Consider the following 18,493-nt stretch of genomic DNA (forward strand, 5'->3'; position numbering starts at 1 on the left):
CTCAGTCGGAGGCGGGAAGGGCCTTGGCCGCCTTGACGGTCAGCGGAACTCCGTTGTAGGTCAGCTCGCCCACACCCGGCGAGGTGCACAGGACCTCGAGGGTGTCGTTCTCGTCGACGTACCGCTTGCCGATGAGGGTGACGAGCGCGGTGATACCGGCGGTCGAGGGGCGGCCGCCGGTCGCCGGGACCATCGGGCTCCCACCGCACGCCAGCACTCCCCCGGCGTCGGCCGGTGCCCGGACCACGACCACGCGGACCGTGCATTCGGCACTGGCGAGTTGTTCTCCGGCGCGGAGCGGAGTCGAGGTGGTCATGCTTCAACCTCACTTTCGGACGTACGCTCGGCGAGCATGCCGAGATCGAAGGACTGGCGTGCCATCCAGAACCGGAGGAATCCGGTGAGCGAGTAGCGCAGGTACAGCGCCGCGCCGACGATCGCGACGGCGACGCCGAGAATCGAGACCACGATCGCGTCGCGCTGCACGAGCGCGTCGGACGTGTTGTGCGACATGAAGTATGCCACCACTCCGAGGATCGGGCCGATCACCATGAGGGCGATGCCGAGGCGCAGCCACAGCGACGACCGGCCGGCGGCGGGATCGGGGATCTTCAGTTCGGACAGTTCACGGGTGAATCGGTCCGCACGGGATTCGGTCGAGGTCATGAGGAACTCCCTAGGTAGAGGGCTGCGAGCTCGGATCGGAGACCGCTGTCGGGGTGGCCTTGTTTCTGGATGCGTCCGCGCACGAGAACTGCTGCGTGGTCTGCGAAGTCGAGTACGGCATTCGCGAACTGCTCGACGACGAGGACCGCCACGCCGCTGCGGGCGATCTCGGCGACCTCGTCGTAGAGCCGGCCGACGACCAGCGGCGCCAGACCCATCGACAGTTCGTCGAGCAGCAGGACCGCGGGATCGGTGGCCAGTCCACGGGCGAGTGCGAGCATCTGCTGCTCGCCGCCGGAGAGTGTCCCGGCGGTCTGCGACGCACGCTTGGCGAGGATCGGGAAGCGCGAGAACGCGACCTCCTCGATCTGCTCGCGGGGTGTGCCCGTGAACGTCATCATCAGCAGGTTGTCGCGGACGGACATGTTGGGGAACACGCCGCGACCTTCCGGGATCAGGCAGACCCCGGCCCGTGCCAGGTCGCGCGGTGCCACTCCGGTGACGTCGCGCCCACCGAGCACGAGGTGCCCGGAACGCAACGGGTGGACGCCGGCGGCGGCCTTGAGCGTGGTGGTCTTGCCGGCGCCGTTCGGGCCGAGCAGGGCCACCACCTGCCCGGCGGAGACGCTCAGGTCGATTCCGTGCAGCACGGTGATCTCGTCGTAGGCGGCGCGGGCGTCGCGCAACTCGAGGATGGCTGTCATGCTTCCCCCAGGTAGGCCGCGAGTACCTTCTCGTCCTTGCGGATCACGTCGGGTGGTCCGACGGAGATGATCCGGCCGAGGTCGAGAACGTAGACCTGATCGCACACGTTCATGACCAGTTCCATGTCGTGTTCGACGAGCAGAACCGCGGTTCCGTCGTCGGCGAGGGCCCGCAGCAGACCGGCGAACAGCTCGGTCTCCTGCGGGTCCTGTCCCGCGGCGGGTTCGTCGAGCAGGATCAGGCTCGGGTGGACCGCGAGTGCCCGCGCGACCTCGACGAGCCTGCCCATGCCGGTGGACAGCGCGTCGGCCGTCGTGTCGGCGAGGTGGTGCAGGTCGAGACGGTCGATGATCTCGTCCGCGACCTGGTGCGCCCGGCGACGTTCCGGGCCGAGTTCCGCTGCGACGAGCAGATTGTCGCGGACGCTGAGCCGGCCGAACAGTTCCAGTCGCTGGAACGTGCGGGCGAGACCGTGCCGGGCGCGGCGTGCCGGGCCGGCCCGCGTGACGTCGTGCCCGTCCAGGTACACGCGTCCCGCCACCGGCCGGCGCAGCCCGGTGATGACGTCGAACAGGGTGCTCTTGCCGGCCCCGTTGGGGCCGATGAGCCCGGTGACCTGTCCGCGTTCGGCTTTCAACCCGACCCCGTCGAGGGCGCGGTGGCCCCCGAACGCGACGGCGATATCGTCAACCTCGAGTTGCGACGGCACGATCGAGCACCTCCTGATCCTCCGGAGTCCACGGGCGTTTCACGCCCCACCACTCGACGGGTATTTCCTCGACCGGACCGCCCGGTCCCGGCGGTGCCTTGCGCCGGGAGTTCGACCAGACACGGGCGGCGACAACACCGGCGACGATGCCCGCGAAGAACACGTACCCGTTGATCACGTCGCCGAGGCGCAGCAGCCACAGCAGGACGATCCATCCCACGAGCGTCGAGACGACGAGCTTGTCGCGGAACGTCGCCTCCCATTCCTTGCGCATCGAGGGCACGACGCCGTCGTCGACGGCCCCGGACCCGTAGGCGAGTCCGGCCGCGGCGGGCAGGGTCTGCACAAGGTTCTGCGCGCCGGGCCACAGCGCGACGATCGCGTTGAGCGGCCCGGCGATCATCGTGCCGGTGAACAGACCGTTGCCGACCACACCGAGGCCACCGACGACAGCGATGAGGAAGATGCCCAGTCCGGCAATGAAATTGAACTGTTCCGGTGCGACGGACTGCAGTTGCATCCCGTAGAGCGCACCGCCGAGTCCGGCGATGCCGGCGGAGATCGCGAACACCACCGTCTTCATCAGCAGCAGGCTGCCGCCGAGGGTCGCGTACGCGGCTTCGCTGTCGCGCAGCGCGATCAGTTGCCGGCCGAGCCGGCCGCGGCGCAGCGCCGCGACCCCGATGGTGACGAGGGCGAGGCAGATCGCCGCGAACACGGTCAGTTCCGCCGGGGTGTCGACCTGGAAGCCGAACAGGCTCGGCCCGACCAGATCGATCGAACCCTGGTTGAAGAACGCGATCTCCATCCCGAACACCTCGAAGGAGGGCATCGAGAAGATCCACCGGTCCAGCACGACCGCGATCGCCGCGGTGCCGAGCGCGAGATACACACCCGACAACCGCAGCGCCGGGATCGCGACGATCGCACCGGCGACGCCGGAGACGACCATCACGGCGAGCAGTGCCCACCACTGTCCGTCCGCCCCCAGATGCGCGCACACGATCGCACCGATCCCCGCCATGCTCAGCTGGGCGAGAGAGATCTGCCCGGCGTAGCCGACCAGCGGCACGAAGGACATCGCGATCACACCGAACGCGAAGATCTGCCCGTAGGTGATGAGATCGCCCTCGCCGAGCACGGTGGCGAGGATGATGCCGAACGCGACGATCACACCCGCGAACGCGAACGTCCCTCGCACCGTGGGCACCGGCACCTGGCTGAGGTTCCGGTCGCGGCCCCGCAGACGGCCGTGCGGGAACAGCAGCAGCGCGAGCAGCAGGAGGATCGCCGGTGCGGCCAGACGCAGGCCCGGCAGGTAGTCGTTCTGCGGCAGGTAGCCGGCCATGTAGGCCTCCATGCAGCCGACCACGACCGCGCCGACGAACGTCATCGGCAGGCTCTTCAGCCGCCCGAAGATCGCCGCCGCGTAGGCGCTGACGATCAGCAACGACAGCTGGGTGGCCTCGAGCGCGACCATCGGGGCGATGAGCACGCCACCGAGGGCCGCCAGCACGGTCCCGAGGATCCACGCGACGCGGTTGGCGCGGACCGGGTCCGCGCCGGTCAGACCGACGAGTGCACGGTCGTCGACCGTCGCCCGCATCTCGGCGCCGGTGCGCGTGTTGAACATCAGCACGCGCAGTCCCAGCGCCACCGCGACCGCGACGATCATCGTCAGTGCCTGGTGCCAGGTGATCGTCGCCGAACCGATGTGGAACGCCTGCTGCTCGTTGAAGAACGTGGGCAGCGACCGGGCCTTGATGGGATTCCAGATCCAGCGCGCCAGCGCGATCAGGCCGCTGAGCATCGCGATGGTCATGACGAGCTTCTCGGCCTCGCCGAGTCGCTGGACCGGACGCAGCAACCGTTCGACCAGAAGACCGAACGCCGGCGCCAGCACCAGCAGCACGACGGCGACCGAGAGCCACACCGGCCAGCCCCAGCCGACGCTGAGCTGCCAGTAGGCGAAGGCCGCCATCATGCCCGTGGCCCCGTGCGCGAAGTTGAACACGCCGGTGGTCGTGTACGTGACGACCAGGCCACTGCTGATGATCGCGTAGACCGCGGCCGTGGTGAGGCCGACGATCCCGAAAGTGATGAACTGTTCCATTATTGGACGTCACTCATGCTCTTGCCGACTTCCGCGAGCGTCAGCGGCGCTCCGAAGTCCTGCGTGATCTTGCGCGGCGGGAGGTCACACCGGTACAGACCGTTGTCGGGGTTGAAATCGGCGGTCTCCCAGCCGTCCGGGGTCGCCTTCTCGACGTTGAAACACGACTTCGGCGGCAGCGGCGTCTGCAGATCCGACGGAGCGTGCAGTCCACCACCCGTCCACGCCGTCTCCTGACGCGCGGTCTCGTACACACATGCGCGGGTGAGTTCGTCACCGCAGGCTGCTGCGGCCTTGGCGAACAGCAGCCAGGACGACCAGGCGCGCATCGCCGGGAGGGTGATCTGCGCGTCGGGCGCGTACTTCGCGTAGAGCTCCTTCAGCTGCTCGACGGCGGGCTCGTCGCTTTCGAGCGGTGCCATGCCGCTGAGGTCGACGAGGTTGTTCTGGTACTCCGCGGAACGGCCGAGGAGTTCGATGAACTGCGCGTTGTAGGCGTTGTTGTTCGCGTCGATCCAGTCGAGCTTGTAGTCCATGTTGGTCAGGACCTCTTCGAGCTTGGCGAGCTGGTCGAAGCTGCCCATGAAGATCAGGCCCTTGACGCCCTTGCTCTTGATGGCCTGCGCGTAGGGCGTCCAGTCCGAGACACCCATCGCCGGGTACAGCTCGTTGTAGACCACGGTCGCGCCGAGCGACTCGACGGTCTCCTGGGTGACCGCGCCGATTACCTTGGTGACGGCGGAGTCGCCGTTGATCATGCCGATCGCGGACTTGGAATCGGGATAGGCCTCGTTGATAGCCCACTCGCGGAATCCGGCGTAGTTGTCGTATCCGGGGATCTTCGCCGGGGACGCACTGATCTCGAGATCGGCGCCGGCGGCACCCTCCTGCACGGTCTGGGCCGTGAAGGTCGGAAGCAGGCAGTTCAGACGTTCCTTGACGCCGAGGCCGTCGAGCGCAGCACCGCCGCCCACGAGGGCGAAGTCCTCACGGCACGCCTCGATCATGCGCTGGCGCGGTTCCATCAGCTTGGCGTCGCGGGTGTTGGCGACGAGGGTGCGGCCGTTGATGCCGCCGTTGTCGTTGCACCAGGAGGTGAACACCTTTGCCGCGTCGACAAATTCGGGGTTCTTGGTGAACCCCATGTCGGTGAAGACGCCCACCTCGATCTGCTCGGCGGTGACGCCCTGGGCGGAGGCCGTCGAGGCGTCGCCGTCCTGGCACACCTCGGTCAGGTCACCGAAGTCCGCGGAGAGCGCCGACGATCCGCCACCACTGCGGTCGTCGCCTCCGCCCGTCTCGGATCCGGTGCGGCCGCCGCACCCGGCGACGAGCACCGCGATCGCGGCCAGCGCCACGGCGGCCCGTCCGGTGCCCACGACGACTCGTCGACGCACCTCGGGTACCGGAGTCTGCTGTAGTTTCACGTTCTTCCTCCCCCTGCAGGCCCGTTCGGGCCGACCGGTAGTTGACAGGAGAGCGACGCCGTCCGCGTGGCCGCGGTTGCGCCGGGAATTCCCGAGGCCGTAGTGCTCTCGCCTGATAGGGAAACTAGCCTCTCGCTGTAGGAGAATCAACATATTCTACTGGTCCGGAGCGGGGAGAAGATTCGCGGACCTCACCCCCTGGATCATCCGGACGAGATGCCGGAGCGCTCCGGCGGCAGGCCGCCTACCTGCGTCTTCAGGCCGGACGTTGACTATCCGGCAAAAGCCTGGAAACCTACTGAGCAGAAATGAGAATGTAATTCTCGCCGACGAGAGGAGGTTGGTGCATGGCCCTGCTTCCACCGCTGCCCGCAGAGGAGTGGGACGACAAGACGCGAGCGGCGTTCATCGGGATGCTCGCGCGGGATCGCCAGAATCCGGAAGGAGCCGGCACGGCCCTGTCCGCGCTCGCGCACCACCCGGACCTGACCAAGGCGTTCCTGGGCTTCAGCGTCTATCTGCTGTGGCGGTCGACGCTGCCGCCGCGGCTGCGGGAGCTCGCGATCCTGCGGGTCGCGCACCGCCGCGACTGCGAGTACGAATCGCAGCACCACGTCCCGATCGCGCAGGAAGCCGGGCTGACCCTCGACGAGATCGAGGCAGCACGCATCGGTGAGGCCACCGACGAGTTCGAACGCACCCTGCTCGCCGCGGTCGACGAACTCGAGGACAAGAACCGGCTCTCCGAGCAGACGTGGAACGCGCTCGGCGAGCGGCTCGACAAGCGGCAGCGAATGGACTTCATCTTCACGGTCGGTGGCTACGGCCTCATGGCCATGGCTTTCAACACATTCGGTATCGGACTCGGACACGACACCGAGCCCGGACAGGAAAGGTAGATCCGTGCCCCATTTCCCGAAACCAGCCGAAGGCAGCTGGACCGAACACTGGCCCGAACTCGGCACCGCACCGGTCGACTACACCGACTCGTACGATCCGCAGTTCTTCGAGGACGAGCGCAACGCGATCTTCAAGCGCACCTGGCTCAACGTCGGCCGTGTCGAGAAGCTCCCCCGCAAGGGCAGTTACTTCACCAAGGAACTGCCCTCCGCGGGCCCCGGCACCTCGCTGATCATCGTCAAGGGCAACGACGGTGAGATCCGCGCCTTCCACAACCTGTGCCGCCACCGCGGAAACAAGCTGGTCTGGAACGACTTTCCCGGTGAGGAGGTCGCCGGCAGCTGCAAGCAGTTCACCTGCAAGTACCACGCCTGGCGCTACAGCCTCGAAGGCGATCTGACCTTCGTCCAGCAGGAGGGCGAGTTCTTCGACCTCGACAAGCAGGACTACGGACTCAAGTCCGTGCGCTGCGAGATCTGGCAGGGCTTCATCTTCATCAACCTCGACGACAACGCCCAGCCCCTCGACGAATACCTCGGCCCGCTGGCCAAGGGCATCGAAGGCTACCCGTTCGACAAGATGACCGAGGTCTACAGCTACCGGGCCGAGATCGGCTCCAACTGGAAGCTGTTCATCGACGCCTTCGCCGAGTTCTACCACGCCCCGATCCTGCACATGAAGCAGGCGACCAAGGACGAAGCCGAGAAGCTCGCCGGCTACGGCTACGAGGCGCTGCACTACGACATCCAGTCGCCGCACTCGATGATCTCCTCCTGGGGCGGCATGGCCCCGCCCAAGGACCTGAACATGGTCAAGCCCATCGAACGCGTCCTGCGCTCGGGCCTGTTCGGACCCTGGGACCGCCCCGACATCCCCGGCATCTCCGGCGACGAACTGCCCGAAGGCATCAACCCCGGCAAGTACCCGGTCTGGGGCCAGGACTCCTGGGAGTTCTTCCCCAACATGACCCTGCTCATCTGGGCACCGGGCTGGTACCTGACCTACCACTACTGGCCCACCGCCCCGGACCGCCACATCTTCGAGGCCAACCTCTACTTCGTGCCCCCGAAGAACGTCCGCGAGCGCCTCGCCCACGAACTGGCCGCGGTCACCTTCAAGGAGTACGCACTGCAGGACGCCAACACCCTCGAAGCGACGCAGACGATGATCGGCACCCGCACCGTCACCGACTTCCCGCTCTGCGATCAGGAAATCCTCCTCCGCCACCTGCACAAGACCGTCGGAGACTACGTCAAGGAGTACCGTGATGGCGCTGCTGCCAACTGAATTCGCCGACCTCGAACCCTTCGCTGCCGACTGGGTCCTGGCCACCGAACCCGAGCGCTACGCCAAGCGCCTGGCCTCCACCATGCCCGAGATGCAGAAGTTCTACGACGCCGCATTCCCGCGCATCGAGGACGCCATCACCTACTGCGACAAATTCGACTACGACGACCTGCCCGACGACGCCCGCGCCCTCGTGCACCTGATGCAGTCGCTCATCATGGTCTCCTTCCCCGTCGAAGTCTGGAAGCAACCCCGCGTCCCCGACAGCGGCGCGGCCTGGGCCGAAATCATCCACGAACCGGTGGTCTGACGCCCGACCCACGACGAACCGTCCCCCCGCAGCCGATGCGCCGCGGGGGGACGGTTCCGTTCGTCCGGGACCTTTCGGCCGACACCGTCACCGGACACATTCCCCGGACGTTGACGCTCCCCGACAACTGTGGAAATCTGATAGTCAATGAATGAGAGCGTCATTCTCATGAATGAGATTGGATGAGCTCGGGCTCGCCGAGGCGACGAGCTCGGACAGGAAGGTGGACCCGTGCCCCATTTCCCGAAACCAGCCGAAGGCAGCCGGGCCGAAGTCATCCGAGAACCGGTGGTGTAGCGGTGATTACACTCAAGGCCGCCGGCCTTCTCGATGTCGACAGCGGAAAGATCGTGCGCCCCGGCATCATCCGCGTCGAAGACGACAAGATCGTCGGGATCGGCGGTGAACCCGAAGGCGAGGTCGTGGATCTCGGCGACCAGATCCTCCTGCCCGGCCTGATGGACATGGAAGTCAACCTGCTCATGGGCGGGCGCGGCGAGAAACCCGTCTACTCCACGGTCCAGGACGATCCCCCGCTGCGCATGCTCCGCGCGGTCGGCAACGCCCGGCGCACCCTCCGCGCCGGCTTCACCACGGTCCGCAACCTGGGCCTGTTCGTGAAGACCGGCGGCTACCTGCTCGACGTCGCACTGGGCAAGGCCATCGACGCGGGCTGGGTGGACGGCCCGCGGGTCGTCCCGGCCGGTCACGCGATCACCCCGACCGGTGGTCACCTCGATCCGACGATGTTCGCGGCGTTCGCCCCCGGCGTGCTGGACCTGACCATCGAGGAAGGCATCGCCAACGGTGTCGACGAGGTCCGCAAGGCGGTTCGCTATCAGATCAAGCACGGGGCCAAGCTCATCAAAGTCTGTGTCTCGGGTGGCGTCATGTCGCACACCGGAACACCGGGCGCACAGCACTATTCCGACGAGGAGCTGCGCGCGATCGTCGACGAGGCGCACCGGCGCGGTCTGCGCGTCGCGTCGCACACCCACGGCGCGGACGCCGTCCGCGCGGCCGTCGCCGCCGGAATCGACTGCATCGAACACGGATTCCTCATCGACGACGACGCGATCGACAAGATGGTCGCCGCCGGCACCTATCTCGTTCCCACCACCCGGCTCGCCGACGCGATGGACGTCTCACACGCGCCGCCGGATCTGCAGGCCAAGGCCGCCGAGATGTTCCCCAAGGCCCGCACCTCGGTCAAGGCGGCCTACGAGGCGGGCGTGAAGATCGCGCTCGGCACCGACGCGCCGGCCATCCCCCACGGCAAGAACGCGGACGAACTCGTCGCGCTGGTCGAACGCGGCATGTCCGCCCTGGACGCGCTGCGCGCCGCGACGGTCACGGCCGCCGAACTGATCGATGTCACCGACCGCGGCCGGCTGGCCGAGGGCCTGCTCGCCGACATCGTCGGCGTTCCGGGCAACCCGCTCGAGGACATCACCGTCACGCAGAACGTGCAGTTCGTCATGAAAGGCGGAAAAGTTTATGTCAACAACTGACGACCTCGTCGAGATCAACCAGCTCCTCGCGCGGTACGCGGTCAACATGACCAAGAACGACGTCGAGGGTGTCATGGCGGTCTTCACCCCCGACGGCACCTACAGTGCCTTCGGCGATGCCTTCACGCTCGACCAGTTCCCCGAGCTGGTCGCTGCGGCACCGAAGGGCCTGTTCATGACGGGCACCGCTCTCGTCGAGCTCGACGGCGACACCGCGACCGGAACCCAGCCGCTGTGCTTCGTCGACCAGACGACCCACAACATGCGCATCGGGTACTACAGCGACACCTACGTCCGCACCGAGGACGGCTGGCGTCTGAAGACCCGGTCCATGACCTTCCAGCGTCGCAGCGGAGCCCACGACTCGGGTATCCCGCACGCCTTCGAGCCGTCGGCATGAACGTCGACGAGTTCCGGTCCGCCCTGCGCGCCTGGCTCGACGAGAACGACCTGACCCCGCCGCCGGACCATTCGCTCGACGGTCAGGTGGCGCAGCTGGGCCGGGTGCGCAGGGCACTGTACGACGCGGGCTGGATGCGGTACGGCTGGCCCGTCGAGGTCGGCGGTCTCGGGGGCGACGCGGTGCTGCGGGCCGTGCTCGGCGAGGAGGTCGCCACCCGCGACCTGGCCGAACCGGGGATCTACTCGATGATCGAGGTCCTCGCGCCGACGATGATCTCCTACGCCCGACCCGAACTCGCCGCGGAGATGGTTCCGCTGCTGCTCAGCGGTCGCGAACAGTGGTGCCAGGGCTTCTCCGAGCCCGGCTCGGGCAGCGACCTCGCGTCGCTGAGCACCCGCGCCGTGCAACGCGGCGACGAGTGGGTGATCAACGGCCAGAAGGTCTGGACGAGCCTGGCGCAGTACGCATCCCGCTGTGTGCTCCTCACCCGCACCGCGCCCGGCCACGACGGGATCACCGCGTTCTTCGTCGACATGGACACCCCCGGCATCACCGTCAAGCCGCTGCGCACGATGCACGGCATCGACGAGTTCGCCGAGGTGTACTTCGACGACGTGGTGGTGCCCGCGGACCGCATGCTCGGCCGGCCGGGCGACGGTTGGCGGGTCGCGATGGATCTGCTTCCGCACGAACGCTCGACGTGTTTCTGGCACCGGATCGCGTACCTGTTCACGCGTCTGGACAAGTTGCTCGACGAGACCGAACTCGATGCCGACGACGATCTCGGCTCGGCGTATCTGGCGCTGCACACGGTGCGCTGCCGGTCGCGCCTGACCCAGCAGCGACTCGCCGAGGGAGCCGCGCTCGGACCGGAGACCTCGATCGACAAGGTGCTGCTGGCAACGGCCGAACAGCAGTTGTTCGACACCGTGCGCGATCTGCTGCCGGGTGTCCTCGAACTCGAGGACACCCTGTGGCGACCGGAATTCCTGTACTCGAGGGCCGCCACGATCTACGGCGGCACGGCCGAGATCCAGCGCAACATCATCGCGCGCCGCCTGCTCGATCTGGGGAGGGATCGATGACCGACGCCACCACCGTCTCCGCCGCCGCGCAGGCCGAGGAACTGGCACTGCTGGGCGACGCCCTGCGCGGGACCATGACCTCCACACCCGCGCACGAACTCGATTCGGCGCTGGCCGATCTCGGCTGGGGCGACATGCTCACCGAGATGCCCGACGTCGCGATCCCACTGGTGTTCCGACTGCTCGGCGAGACGGGCGCGCACGCCCCGGTGATCAACGACGTCGTACTGCACGCGGCCGGACTGCCCATCGCCGGAACCCTCCCGTTGCCGTTCGCGGGCGGTAGATGGATCGTGTGGGAACGCACCGGCACCGCCGGCACCGCTCTCGACGAGGAGATCCCGCTCCACACCGCCGACGCGGGCGAGGAACTCGACCCCGCGGCGATCGCCGCCGGCCGGCGTGCGCTCGGCTGGTGGCTGGTGGGGACGAGCCGGACCATGTTGTCGCTCGCGCGAACCCACGCCCTCGACCGCACCCAGTTCGGCACGCCCGTCGCGGCGTTCCAGGCGGTGCGGCACCGGCTCGCCGAGACCCTCGTCGCGATCGAGGGTGCCGAGGCGACGCTGCTCGCCGCGACCGACGACCTCGGATCGCTGCTGGCGAAGGCCGCGGCCGGGAAGGCCGCGCTGACGGCGGCCCGCCACTGCCAGCAGGTGTTGGGCGGGATCGGATTCACCGCCGAACACGACCTGCACCGGCACATCCGCCGGGCGCTGGTCCTCGACGGATTGCTCGGCAGTGCACGCGAACTCACCCGCGAAGCCGGTGCTTTCATCCGGTCGACGGGTTCGGCTCCGCGTCTCGTCCACCTGTAGAACCTCGGAAGCACGAAAGGAGGGGCGCCCGCGGTGCGGGCGCCCCTCCTTTCGTGTTACGGAATCAGCAGCCCGGGACGGGAGCGCCGCCGCCCTGGATCGCGAGCAGCGTGCAGAAGGTGGTCGCGCTGACCTTCCACGTGCCGTCCTGCTGGATGGCGTTGCCGGACTGGTCCGGAAGCACGGGAGCACCGTTCATGAGCAGCGTCCACTTGACGTCGGCGTTCTCCGGGTCGGAGAGGGTCACGCCCTCGACCGTCGCGGTCGTGGCCATGGCCTGCGGGTTCGATGTCATCGCTTCGAGCGTCGGCAGGAACACGTCGCCGTTCTCGACGAGCGCGGCACGCTCGGCCGGCGGGGTGGCGCCGTTGAAGAACGTGACGTAGGCGTTCGTGACGGCCTCGGTCGTCGCCGGATCCGCCGCTTCACCGGCTGCAGCCGCCGTGGTCGTCTCGGTGGCGGTGGCCTCGGTCGTCTCGGTCGTGGTGGTCGCCGTGGTCGTGGTGCTGTCGCTGGAGCTGTCGTCGTCGCTGCTGCAGCCCACGAGGGTGACGGCCGCAACCGCCACCATCCCGAAGGTGGCGACAGCACGACGGATGTTCGAAACGCGCATGACGGATCCTCTCCGGTGGACGAACCGGTTTCGTCCACCACTGTGTTGGAACTTCCCCCCAGGTCCCTGCGAGAGTACGTTGCCGACTCGCCCCGGGAAGGCCTTTTCGCCCCTCGAATTCCGTTGCCGTCCAGATGGTCCGGCAGCGGATGCGGGCGACGTTACTCGATCTTCGACTTCATCTCGTCCAGGTTCACCAGGATCGGGAATCCACCGACGCTCAGCGCGTTGCCGTGACCGGTCTGGTGGACGTCGAACACCGACTGGATGGCCGCGTAGAAGCCCTGCACGTCCAGGGTCTGATTGACGGCACGCTTGGCCTGCCGCAGACCGAACGGAGGCATCGACGCGATCTTCGTCGCGAGTGCGCGGGTCTCCTCGTCGAGACGGTCGCGGGGCACGACCTTGTTGACCATCCCGGTCTGCTCGGCTTCGTGCGCGGTGACCGGGCGGCCGGTGAACAGGATCTCCTTGGCCTTGCGTGGACCGAGTTCCCATGTGTGCCCGTGGTATTCGACCCCGCCGATTCCCATCAGGACAACGGGATCGGAGAAGGACGCGTCCTCGGACGCGATGATGAGGTCGCACGGCCAGCACAGCAGCAGCCCGCCGGCGATGCAGCGGCCCTGGACGGCGGCGATCGACGGCTTCGGGATGTTCCGCCAGCGCAACGAATACTCGAGATAGCGGCGACTCTCGTTGGAGTAGATCAGTTCGAGCGTGATCTTCAGATCGTCGGGAACCTTGGTGCCGAGGTCGTGTCCGGCGGAGAAGTGCTTGCCCTCCGCCCGCAACACGATGACGGAGACGTCCGGGTCGGCGGCGGCACGCATCCAGGCGGCGTCGAGTTCGTCGAGCAACTCCGCGTTCTGGGCGTTGGCCGCCTCGGGACGGTTGAGCGTGATCGTGGCGATCTTGTCGGCTACCTCGTACAGGATGTACACGGCTGCAACCTCACCCCCGGGGAAGGCCGAGCACACGCTCGGCGACGATGGTCCGCTGAATCTCCGACGTACCCCCGGCGATGGTGCCCGCGAAACTGCGGACGTAACGCTCGAACCAGCCGGTCGAGAAGTGGTCGTTGTTCCAGGGATTGAACGGTGCCGTCCAGTTCGGGTGGACGAGACCGTCCTCCCCCGCCGCGTCGAGTGCGTGTTCGGATGCGGACTGCACCGCTTCGGATCCCAGCAGCTTGAGCACCGACAGGGCCGCGACGTCCTGTTCACCGCGGGCGGCCCGCGCCAGCGCGGCCGAACCCAGCAGCCGCAGGCTCTGCAGGTCCATCGCGAGGGTCGCGTACCGATCGCGGTCGAGCACCGTGACCGGCCGGAAGTCCTCGACCAGATCCTGGAGGCGGTCCGCGAAACTGAGCCAGAGCAGCGTACGTTCATGCCCCAGCGCGCCGTTCGCGACTCCCCAGCCCCCGTTGAGTTCGCCGATCAGATTCTCCGCGGGCACCCGCACGTCCGTGAAGAAGACCTCGTTGAAGTCGAAGTCGTCCGACGACGCGACCGAGGCGAACGGGCGCCGCACGACACCGGGTGTGTCCGTCGGAATCAACAGCACGCTGATTCCCTTGTGCTTGGGCGCATCCGGATCCGTCCGAACGAAGGTGAGGAGCACGTCCGCGTCGTGTGCGCCGGACGTCCAGACCTTCTGCCCGTTGACGACGAAGTGATCTCCGTCGAGCACCGCCCGGGTGCGCAGACCGGCGAGGTCGGATCCGGCGCCGGGTTCGCTCATGCCGAGGGCGGCGGTGATCTCCGCGCGCAGGATCGGAACGGCCCAGCGCTGCTTCTGCTCCGGCGTGCCGAACGAGAGGATCGACGCGGCGATGATCCCGAGTCCCTGCGGGTTGAAGCTGTGGTAGATCCGGCGGCGGGACAGTTCCTCGAGGTGCACGTACTGCTGCAGGATCGTGGCGTTGCGTCCACCGAACTCGGGCGGGTTGCCCGGCAGCAGCCAGCCGTTGTCGAACTGCAACCGCTGCCACGGGCGGGCCCAGTCCGGCACGTCCGCGCTCGAGCCGGGGCGGACACCGGTGGCGGCGCCGTCGGGCAGGTTCTCCTCGAGGAAGGCCACGAACTCGGCGCGGAACTCCTCGACGTCGGCATCAAAGGTGAGTTGCACGGTACTCCTCGGCGATCAGCGCCCGATGCTCTGCCGCACCCCCGAGCAGATGCTCGCCGGCCTTGGCGCGCTTGAGCGCGAACTGAAGGTCGTTCTCCCAGGTGAATCCCATGGCACCAAACAGTTGGATGCCGTTGCGGAACACCACGGATTGGCATTCGCCCGCGGCGGCCTTGGCCATCGACGCGGCCACGCGCCGGCGGGGGTCGTTCTCCGCGATCGTCAGGGCCGCGTAGTAGGCCAGCGCGCGTGCCCGTTCGATCGCGACGTGCATGTCGACGGCCTTGTGCTTGACCGCCTGGAACGAGCCGATCGGAACTCCGAACTGCTGACGTTCCCGGACGTGCCCGAGCACCATGTCGAGGATCCGTTGGCACGCACCGACGACGGTGAGCGCGAGCCCGGTCAGTGCCAGGTAGCGGGCAGGCTCCACGTCGACGTCGACGCGCCGGTCGTCGCCGATCCGGACTCCCCGGAACGACACCTCGGCGAGGTGCAGCACCGGGTCGAAGACCGGGCTCCGTGCGACGACGGCCTGCTCGGCCGGCACGACGAACACCCCCGCCTCGGTGACGACGGCCAGCCGGTCGGCGCGGTCGCCGTCGAGGACGTGGTGCGCGGTGCCGTCGAGGATCCACTCGTCGCCCTCGCGGCGCACGCCCACACCCTTGTAGAGCGCGGCACCGGCCAGCCCGGAATCGTCGAACCCCGGTGCGAGAGGAGCGAACTGGGTCATCGTCGCGAGATAGGGAGTGGGATCGGTCGCCCGGCCCAACTCCTCGAGGACGATGGCGAGTTCGACCGTGGTGTCCGGGTCCGTCAGTTCGGTCCATCCGAGGTCGATGTAGGTCTTCCACAGAGGGGACGGGTCGGCGCCGCTGTCGACGATGCTCCGGACCAGCGCGGGCGAGCATTCCTTGGCCGTGACCTCACGGACGGTCTTCTGCCATAGCCGCTGATCGGAGTCGAACTCGAAAAGCATCCCGGCCTGCCTCCTTGCCAGAGCTGTGGTGCACTATGTCGTGGCGAGAATAACATTCTCGTTTGACGAAAGTAATAGTCTCGAATAATCGACGACACAGGTGCGGTCGACGCACTGCGCAAGGAAACTCTCCGGTACAGTTGCTCGCATGTTCGGTACACGTGTCACAGAACAGAGCCGGTGGTGACCGGCCCCAGCGAAGAGCCGGCCTGGAAGCAGCGCGCCGTCGAGCGCTCCATCAGGACCGCCAAGATCCGGGCCGAACAGCGAGTGCAGCGCTTCCTCGACGCGGCTCAGTCGATCATCGCCGAGAAGGGCAGCACGGATTTCACCGTGCAGGAGGTCGTGGACCGGTCCAAGCAGTCGCTGCGCAGCTTCTACCTGCAGTTCGACGGCAAGCACGAGCTGCTGCTCGCGCTCTTCGAGGACGCTCTCAGCCGCTCCGCCGACCAGATCCGCGCCGCGGCTTCCGGCCAGGACGCGCCGCTCGACCAGCTCCGCGTGGCGGTCGAGTTGCTGTTCGAGTTCTGCCGGCCCGACCCGAGCGCGCAGCGTCCGCTGTTCACCGACTTCGCGCCGCAGCTGCTGCTCACGCATCCCGCCGAGGTCAAGGTCGCGCACGCCTCGATGCTCGCGCTGTTCACCGAGCTGATGGAGAAGGTCGCCGCCTCCGGCGAGCTGCGCCCGGGCGCCAACCCGCGCCGACTGGCCGCGATGACGATGCAGACCGTCATGTTCATCGCACAGTCCGCGGGCGCCCCCGACGACGCGACCATCAAGCCGATCTCGGCCGAGGAAGTCTGGACCTTCTGCTCCCGCGGATTCGCCGGTAACTGAGGAATCGTCGGCGAGAATCGTATTCTCAATCGGGGATAGTTCGCTTACACTGGCGGCGTGCCCGATCTCTGGAACGACCTTCTGGCCTGCCTCGAGCTGCGCGCCGACGCCTCGGCAGACCGTCCCGACAGCGACACCTCCGCGACATCGGCGGTGTTCGAGGGAACGAACCAGCAACTCGAATACCACCGTTTGTTCGGCGGTCAACTCCTCGGCCAGTTCGTCCGTGCCGCGGAGGCCGCGTGCCCGACGAAGCGCATCAAGTCGCTGCACGCCCTGTTCCCCCGCGAGGGCAAGGCGTCCGAGCCCGTCCGTTACGAGGTCACCCGTCAGCACGAGGGACGCTCGTTCGCCACGCTGAGCATCGTCGCGAGCCAGTCGTCGGGTGTGATCGGCACCGCGTCGGTTTCGATGCACGTGGGCGAGGACGGCCCCGAGCTGCAGACCGTCGAGCCCGTTCCGCCGGTGCTCGGTGAGAACGATCGTGCCCGCGTCGACCTCATCCCGTGGGAGATCCGGACGACCGAGGATCTCAACGCGTACGAGTCCTCGCCGCCCGAGTACGAAATGTGGATGCGCACACCGGAAGTCGACCCCACGCTGGCTCCGGCCCTGACCGCGTACGCAACCGATCTGACCCTCATCGGAACCGCCCTGCGACCGCTCGAGGGCCTGGCCCAGACCGGCAACGGCACCGTCTTCACCTCGGCCGTCACCTCCCACACCCTGTGGTTCCATCGGCCGTTCCGCACCGACGAATGGCTGCTGGTGCGTCAGCACAGCCCGCTCATCGCCCACGGCCGGTGCTTCGGCCGGGGCGACGTGCTCGACGAGAAGGGGACGCTCGTCGCCTCCTTCGCGCAGGAAGCCCTGCTCCGCCTGCCCCGCCCCTGACCCGATCGAGGTTTCGTTGGATCCGAAAGCCTTGTCCGACACAGCTGTCGGCGTATCCGTGCCGGAACGCACGCACCGGGTCGTCCAGTGGGCCACCGGCAACATCGGCACGCGGGCCCTGCGCGGGGTCATCGAGCATCCGCGTCTGGAACTGGCCGGGCTGTACGTCCACACACCGGAGAAGGCCGGTCGCGACGCCGGCGAGCTCTGCGGCGCGGACCCGACCGGCATCACCGCGACCACGGACATCGACGACGTTCTCGCACTCGGCGCGGACTGCGTGCTGTACATGCCGCGCCTGTTCGATCTCGACGAGGTGTGCCGAATCCTCGCCTCCGGCAGCAACATCGTCACCACCCGCGGCGAGTTCCACCATCCGACGGCGATGGATCCGTCGGCCCGCGCCGAGGTCGAGGACGCGTGCGCGCTCGGCGGCACGTCGATCCACAGCACCGGAAGCAGCCCGGGATTCGTCACCGAGGCACTGCCGTTCGTACTCACCTCGATCCAGCGCAAGCTCGACCGGCTCGCGATCGACGAGTACGCCGACCTCTCGCAGCGCAATTCACCCGGAATCCTGTTCGACATCATGGGTTTCGGTCGCGAGCCCGCCACCTTCGAGGACTACCGCATCGACCACATCCGGTCGAACTTCGGCCCGTCGCTGCACTCGGTCGCCGACGCATTCGGGCTGCGGTTCGATTCCGTCGAAGCCCACGGCGAATTCGCCACGGCACGCACGCAGGTCATCATCGCGGCGGGCACAATCGAGCCGGGTACCGTTGCCGCGCAGCGGATCACGGTCGCAGGTATGCGCGACAGACGAGCGCTCCTCCGGTTCCGCGCGACCTGGTACTGCACCACCGACGTCGACGTCGACTGGGACATCCGTCCGACGGGATGGCACATCGACGTCGCCGGCGATGCACCGCTCGACATCGACATCCGCTTCCCGATCCCCTTGGAGCGGATGAGCGCCGTGTCCCCCTCCTACACCGCGAACCGGGCGGTGAACGCCGTGCCGGTGGTATGCGAGGCGGCGCCGGGCATCCGCACCACCGCCGAGCTGCCGCAGGTGCTCGCCGCCCTGGGGTGAGCGAAAA

General features: G+C 67.6%; 20 protein-coding genes. 10 read left to right on the plus strand and 10 right to left on the minus strand.

The window, feature by feature from the left end; all coding sequences use genetic code 11:
• Nucleotide 1 precedes the first annotated feature (1 nt).
• Genes ACWDTS_RS17620 through ACWDTS_RS17645 form a run of 6 tightly spaced genes read right to left on the minus strand, consistent with a single transcriptional unit; the run spans nucleotide 2 to nucleotide 5,572 of the window.
• Nucleotides 2-316: a hypothetical protein gene (locus tag ACWDTS_RS17620; protein ID WP_450118706.1), complete on the minus strand. Its 315-nt coding sequence runs from the start codon at nucleotides 314-316 to the stop codon at nucleotides 2-4.
• Nucleotides 313-666, minus strand: coding sequence for a hypothetical protein (locus tag ACWDTS_RS17625; protein WP_197257516.1), 354 nt, complete (start codon nucleotides 664-666; stop codon nucleotides 313-315). Before ACWDTS_RS17625 ends, ACWDTS_RS17620 begins: the two co-directional genes overlap by 4 nt.
• Nucleotides 663-1,370 carry an ABC transporter ATP-binding protein gene (locus tag ACWDTS_RS17630; protein WP_450118707.1) on the minus strand — a complete coding sequence of 236 codons (708 nt, stop codon included), beginning with the start codon at nucleotides 1,368-1,370 and terminating at the stop codon, nucleotides 663-665. Before ACWDTS_RS17630 ends, ACWDTS_RS17625 begins: the two co-directional genes overlap by 4 nt.
• Nucleotides 1,367-2,080, minus strand: coding sequence for an ABC transporter ATP-binding protein (locus ACWDTS_RS17635; RefSeq protein WP_197257512.1), 714 nt, complete (start codon nucleotides 2,078-2,080; stop codon nucleotides 1,367-1,369). Before ACWDTS_RS17635 ends, ACWDTS_RS17630 begins: the two co-directional genes overlap by 4 nt.
• The gene (locus ACWDTS_RS17640) at nucleotides 2,058-4,193 is read right to left on the minus strand and encodes a branched-chain amino acid ABC transporter permease (protein WP_450118708.1); all 2,136 of its coding nucleotides are present in this window, start codon (nucleotides 4,191-4,193) and stop codon (nucleotides 2,058-2,060) included. Before ACWDTS_RS17640 ends, ACWDTS_RS17635 begins: the two co-directional genes overlap by 23 nt.
• Nucleotides 4,193-5,572 (minus strand): ABC transporter substrate-binding protein, encoded by a 1,380-nt coding sequence (locus tag ACWDTS_RS17645; RefSeq protein ID WP_450111232.1) that lies wholly within the window; start codon nucleotides 5,570-5,572, stop codon nucleotides 4,193-4,195. The genes ACWDTS_RS17640 and ACWDTS_RS17645 overlap by 1 nt, the downstream gene beginning before the upstream one ends.
• Before the next feature lie 395 nt (nucleotides 5,573-5,967).
• On the opposite strand from ACWDTS_RS17645, the gene ACWDTS_RS17650 reads away from it, so the two are divergent.
• From ACWDTS_RS17650 to ACWDTS_RS17680, 7 genes are all read left to right on the plus strand, one after another.
• Nucleotides 5,968-6,519 (plus strand): carboxymuconolactone decarboxylase family protein, encoded by a 552-nt coding sequence (locus ACWDTS_RS17650; RefSeq protein ID WP_450111223.1) that lies wholly within the window; start codon nucleotides 5,968-5,970, stop codon nucleotides 6,517-6,519.
• A gap of 4 nt (nucleotides 6,520-6,523) precedes the next feature.
• Nucleotides 6,524-7,807: an aromatic ring-hydroxylating oxygenase subunit alpha gene (locus ACWDTS_RS17655; protein ID WP_197257504.1), complete on the plus strand. Its 1,284-nt coding sequence runs from the start codon at nucleotides 6,524-6,526 to the stop codon at nucleotides 7,805-7,807.
• On the plus strand, nucleotides 7,788-8,117 hold the full coding sequence (locus tag ACWDTS_RS17660) for a hypothetical protein (protein ID WP_197257502.1): 330 nt from the start codon (nucleotides 7,788-7,790) through the stop codon (nucleotides 8,115-8,117). The genes ACWDTS_RS17655 and ACWDTS_RS17660 overlap by 20 nt, the downstream gene beginning before the upstream one ends.
• 299 nt (nucleotides 8,118-8,416) lie before the next feature.
• The gene (locus tag ACWDTS_RS17665) at nucleotides 8,417-9,628 is read left to right on the plus strand and encodes an amidohydrolase family protein (RefSeq protein ID WP_450118709.1); all 1,212 of its coding nucleotides are present in this window, start codon (nucleotides 8,417-8,419) and stop codon (nucleotides 9,626-9,628) included.
• Nucleotides 9,615-10,028 (plus strand): nuclear transport factor 2 family protein, encoded by a 414-nt coding sequence (locus ACWDTS_RS17670; RefSeq protein WP_248673428.1) that lies wholly within the window; start codon nucleotides 9,615-9,617, stop codon nucleotides 10,026-10,028. Before ACWDTS_RS17665 ends, ACWDTS_RS17670 begins: the two co-directional genes overlap by 14 nt.
• Nucleotides 10,025-11,116, plus strand: coding sequence for an acyl-CoA dehydrogenase family protein (locus ACWDTS_RS17675; protein WP_450118710.1), 1,092 nt, complete (start codon nucleotides 10,025-10,027; stop codon nucleotides 11,114-11,116). The genes ACWDTS_RS17670 and ACWDTS_RS17675 overlap by 4 nt, the downstream gene beginning before the upstream one ends.
• Nucleotides 11,113-11,934 (plus strand): acyl-CoA dehydrogenase family protein, encoded by an 822-nt coding sequence (locus ACWDTS_RS17680; protein WP_450118711.1) that lies wholly within the window; start codon nucleotides 11,113-11,115, stop codon nucleotides 11,932-11,934. Before ACWDTS_RS17675 ends, ACWDTS_RS17680 begins: the two co-directional genes overlap by 4 nt.
• Nucleotides 11,935-11,998: 64 nt before the next feature.
• Here the strand turns inward: ACWDTS_RS17680 and ACWDTS_RS17685 are convergent, their stop codons facing one another.
• From ACWDTS_RS17685 to ACWDTS_RS17700, 4 genes are all read right to left on the minus strand, one after another.
• Entirely contained in the window at nucleotides 11,999-12,547 is a 549-nt protein-coding gene (locus ACWDTS_RS17685) for a hypothetical protein (protein WP_197257491.1), read from the minus strand.
• Nucleotides 12,548-12,708: 161 nt separating this feature from the next.
• A complete protein-coding gene (locus tag ACWDTS_RS17690) occupies nucleotides 12,709-13,491 on the minus strand; it encodes an enoyl-CoA hydratase (protein ID WP_248673431.1) in 783 nt (260 codons plus the stop codon).
• A 10-nt stretch (nucleotides 13,492-13,501) separates the two neighbouring features.
• Nucleotides 13,502-14,677 carry an acyl-CoA dehydrogenase family protein gene (locus tag ACWDTS_RS17695; protein ID WP_450118712.1) on the minus strand — a complete coding sequence of 392 codons (1,176 nt, stop codon included), beginning with the start codon at nucleotides 14,675-14,677 and terminating at the stop codon, nucleotides 13,502-13,504.
• Nucleotides 14,661-15,659 carry an acyl-CoA dehydrogenase family protein gene (locus ACWDTS_RS17700; protein ID WP_450118713.1) on the minus strand — a complete coding sequence of 333 codons (999 nt, stop codon included), beginning with the start codon at nucleotides 15,657-15,659 and terminating at the stop codon, nucleotides 14,661-14,663. The genes ACWDTS_RS17695 and ACWDTS_RS17700 overlap by 17 nt, the downstream gene beginning before the upstream one ends.
• Before the next feature lie 183 nt (nucleotides 15,660-15,842).
• Here ACWDTS_RS17700 and ACWDTS_RS17705 point away from each other — a divergent pair, with 183 nt between their 5' ends.
• From ACWDTS_RS17705 to ACWDTS_RS17715, 3 genes are read left to right on the plus strand one after another with little or no spacing between them, the layout of a single operon-like run.
• Complete coding sequence (locus ACWDTS_RS17705; RefSeq protein WP_450118714.1) at nucleotides 15,843-16,496, plus strand: TetR/AcrR family transcriptional regulator; 654 nt, start codon at nucleotides 15,843-15,845, stop codon at nucleotides 16,494-16,496.
• A gap of 57 nt (nucleotides 16,497-16,553) precedes the next feature.
• Nucleotides 16,554-17,390: an acyl-CoA thioesterase gene (locus ACWDTS_RS17710; RefSeq protein ID WP_450118715.1), complete on the plus strand. Its 837-nt coding sequence runs from the start codon at nucleotides 16,554-16,556 to the stop codon at nucleotides 17,388-17,390.
• A 31-nt stretch (nucleotides 17,391-17,421) separates the two neighbouring features.
• The gene (locus ACWDTS_RS17715; protein WP_450118716.1) at nucleotides 17,422-18,486 is read left to right on the plus strand and encodes an NAD(P)H-dependent amine dehydrogenase family protein; all 1,065 of its coding nucleotides are present in this window, start codon (nucleotides 17,422-17,424) and stop codon (nucleotides 18,484-18,486) included.
• The last annotated feature ends 7 nt before the right edge of the window (nucleotides 18,487-18,493 follow it).

This window comes from Rhodococcus sp. NPDC003383, assembly GCF_053589115.1.

Bases quoted from the DNA above. Each gene is read 5' to 3' on its own strand.
- ACWDTS_RS17685 (WP_197257491.1), bottom strand. From the start codon at position 12,547: ATGCGCGTTTCGAACATCCGTCGTGCTGTCGCCACCTTCGGGATGGTG.
- ACWDTS_RS17675 (WP_450118710.1), top strand. From the start codon at position 10,025: ATGAACGTCGACGAGTTCCGGTCCGCCCTGCGCGCCTGGCTCGACGAG.
- ACWDTS_RS17700 (WP_450118713.1), bottom strand. From the start codon at position 15,659: ATGCTTTTCGAGTTCGACTCCGATCAGCGGCTATGGCAGAAGACCGTC.
- ACWDTS_RS17630 (WP_450118707.1), bottom strand. From the start codon at position 1,370: ATGACAGCCATCCTCGAGTTGCGCGACGCCCGCGCCGCCTACGACGAG.
- ACWDTS_RS17620 (WP_450118706.1), bottom strand. From the start codon at position 316: ATGACCACCTCGACTCCGCTCCGCGCCGGAGAACAACTCGCCAGTGCC.
- ACWDTS_RS17640 (WP_450118708.1), bottom strand. From the start codon at position 4,193: ATGGAACAGTTCATCACTTTCGGGATCGTCGGCCTCACCACGGCCGCG.
- ACWDTS_RS17670 (WP_248673428.1), top strand. From the start codon at position 9,615: ATGTCAACAACTGACGACCTCGTCGAGATCAACCAGCTCCTCGCGCGG.
- ACWDTS_RS17650 (WP_450111223.1), top strand. From the start codon at position 5,968: ATGGCCCTGCTTCCACCGCTGCCCGCAGAGGAGTGGGACGACAAGACG.
- ACWDTS_RS17625 (WP_197257516.1), bottom strand. From the start codon at position 666: ATGACCTCGACCGAATCCCGTGCGGACCGATTCACCCGTGAACTGTCC.
- ACWDTS_RS17680 (WP_450118711.1), top strand. From the start codon at position 11,113: ATGACCGACGCCACCACCGTCTCCGCCGCCGCGCAGGCCGAGGAACTG.
- ACWDTS_RS17660 (WP_197257502.1), top strand. From the start codon at position 7,788: ATGGCGCTGCTGCCAACTGAATTCGCCGACCTCGAACCCTTCGCTGCC.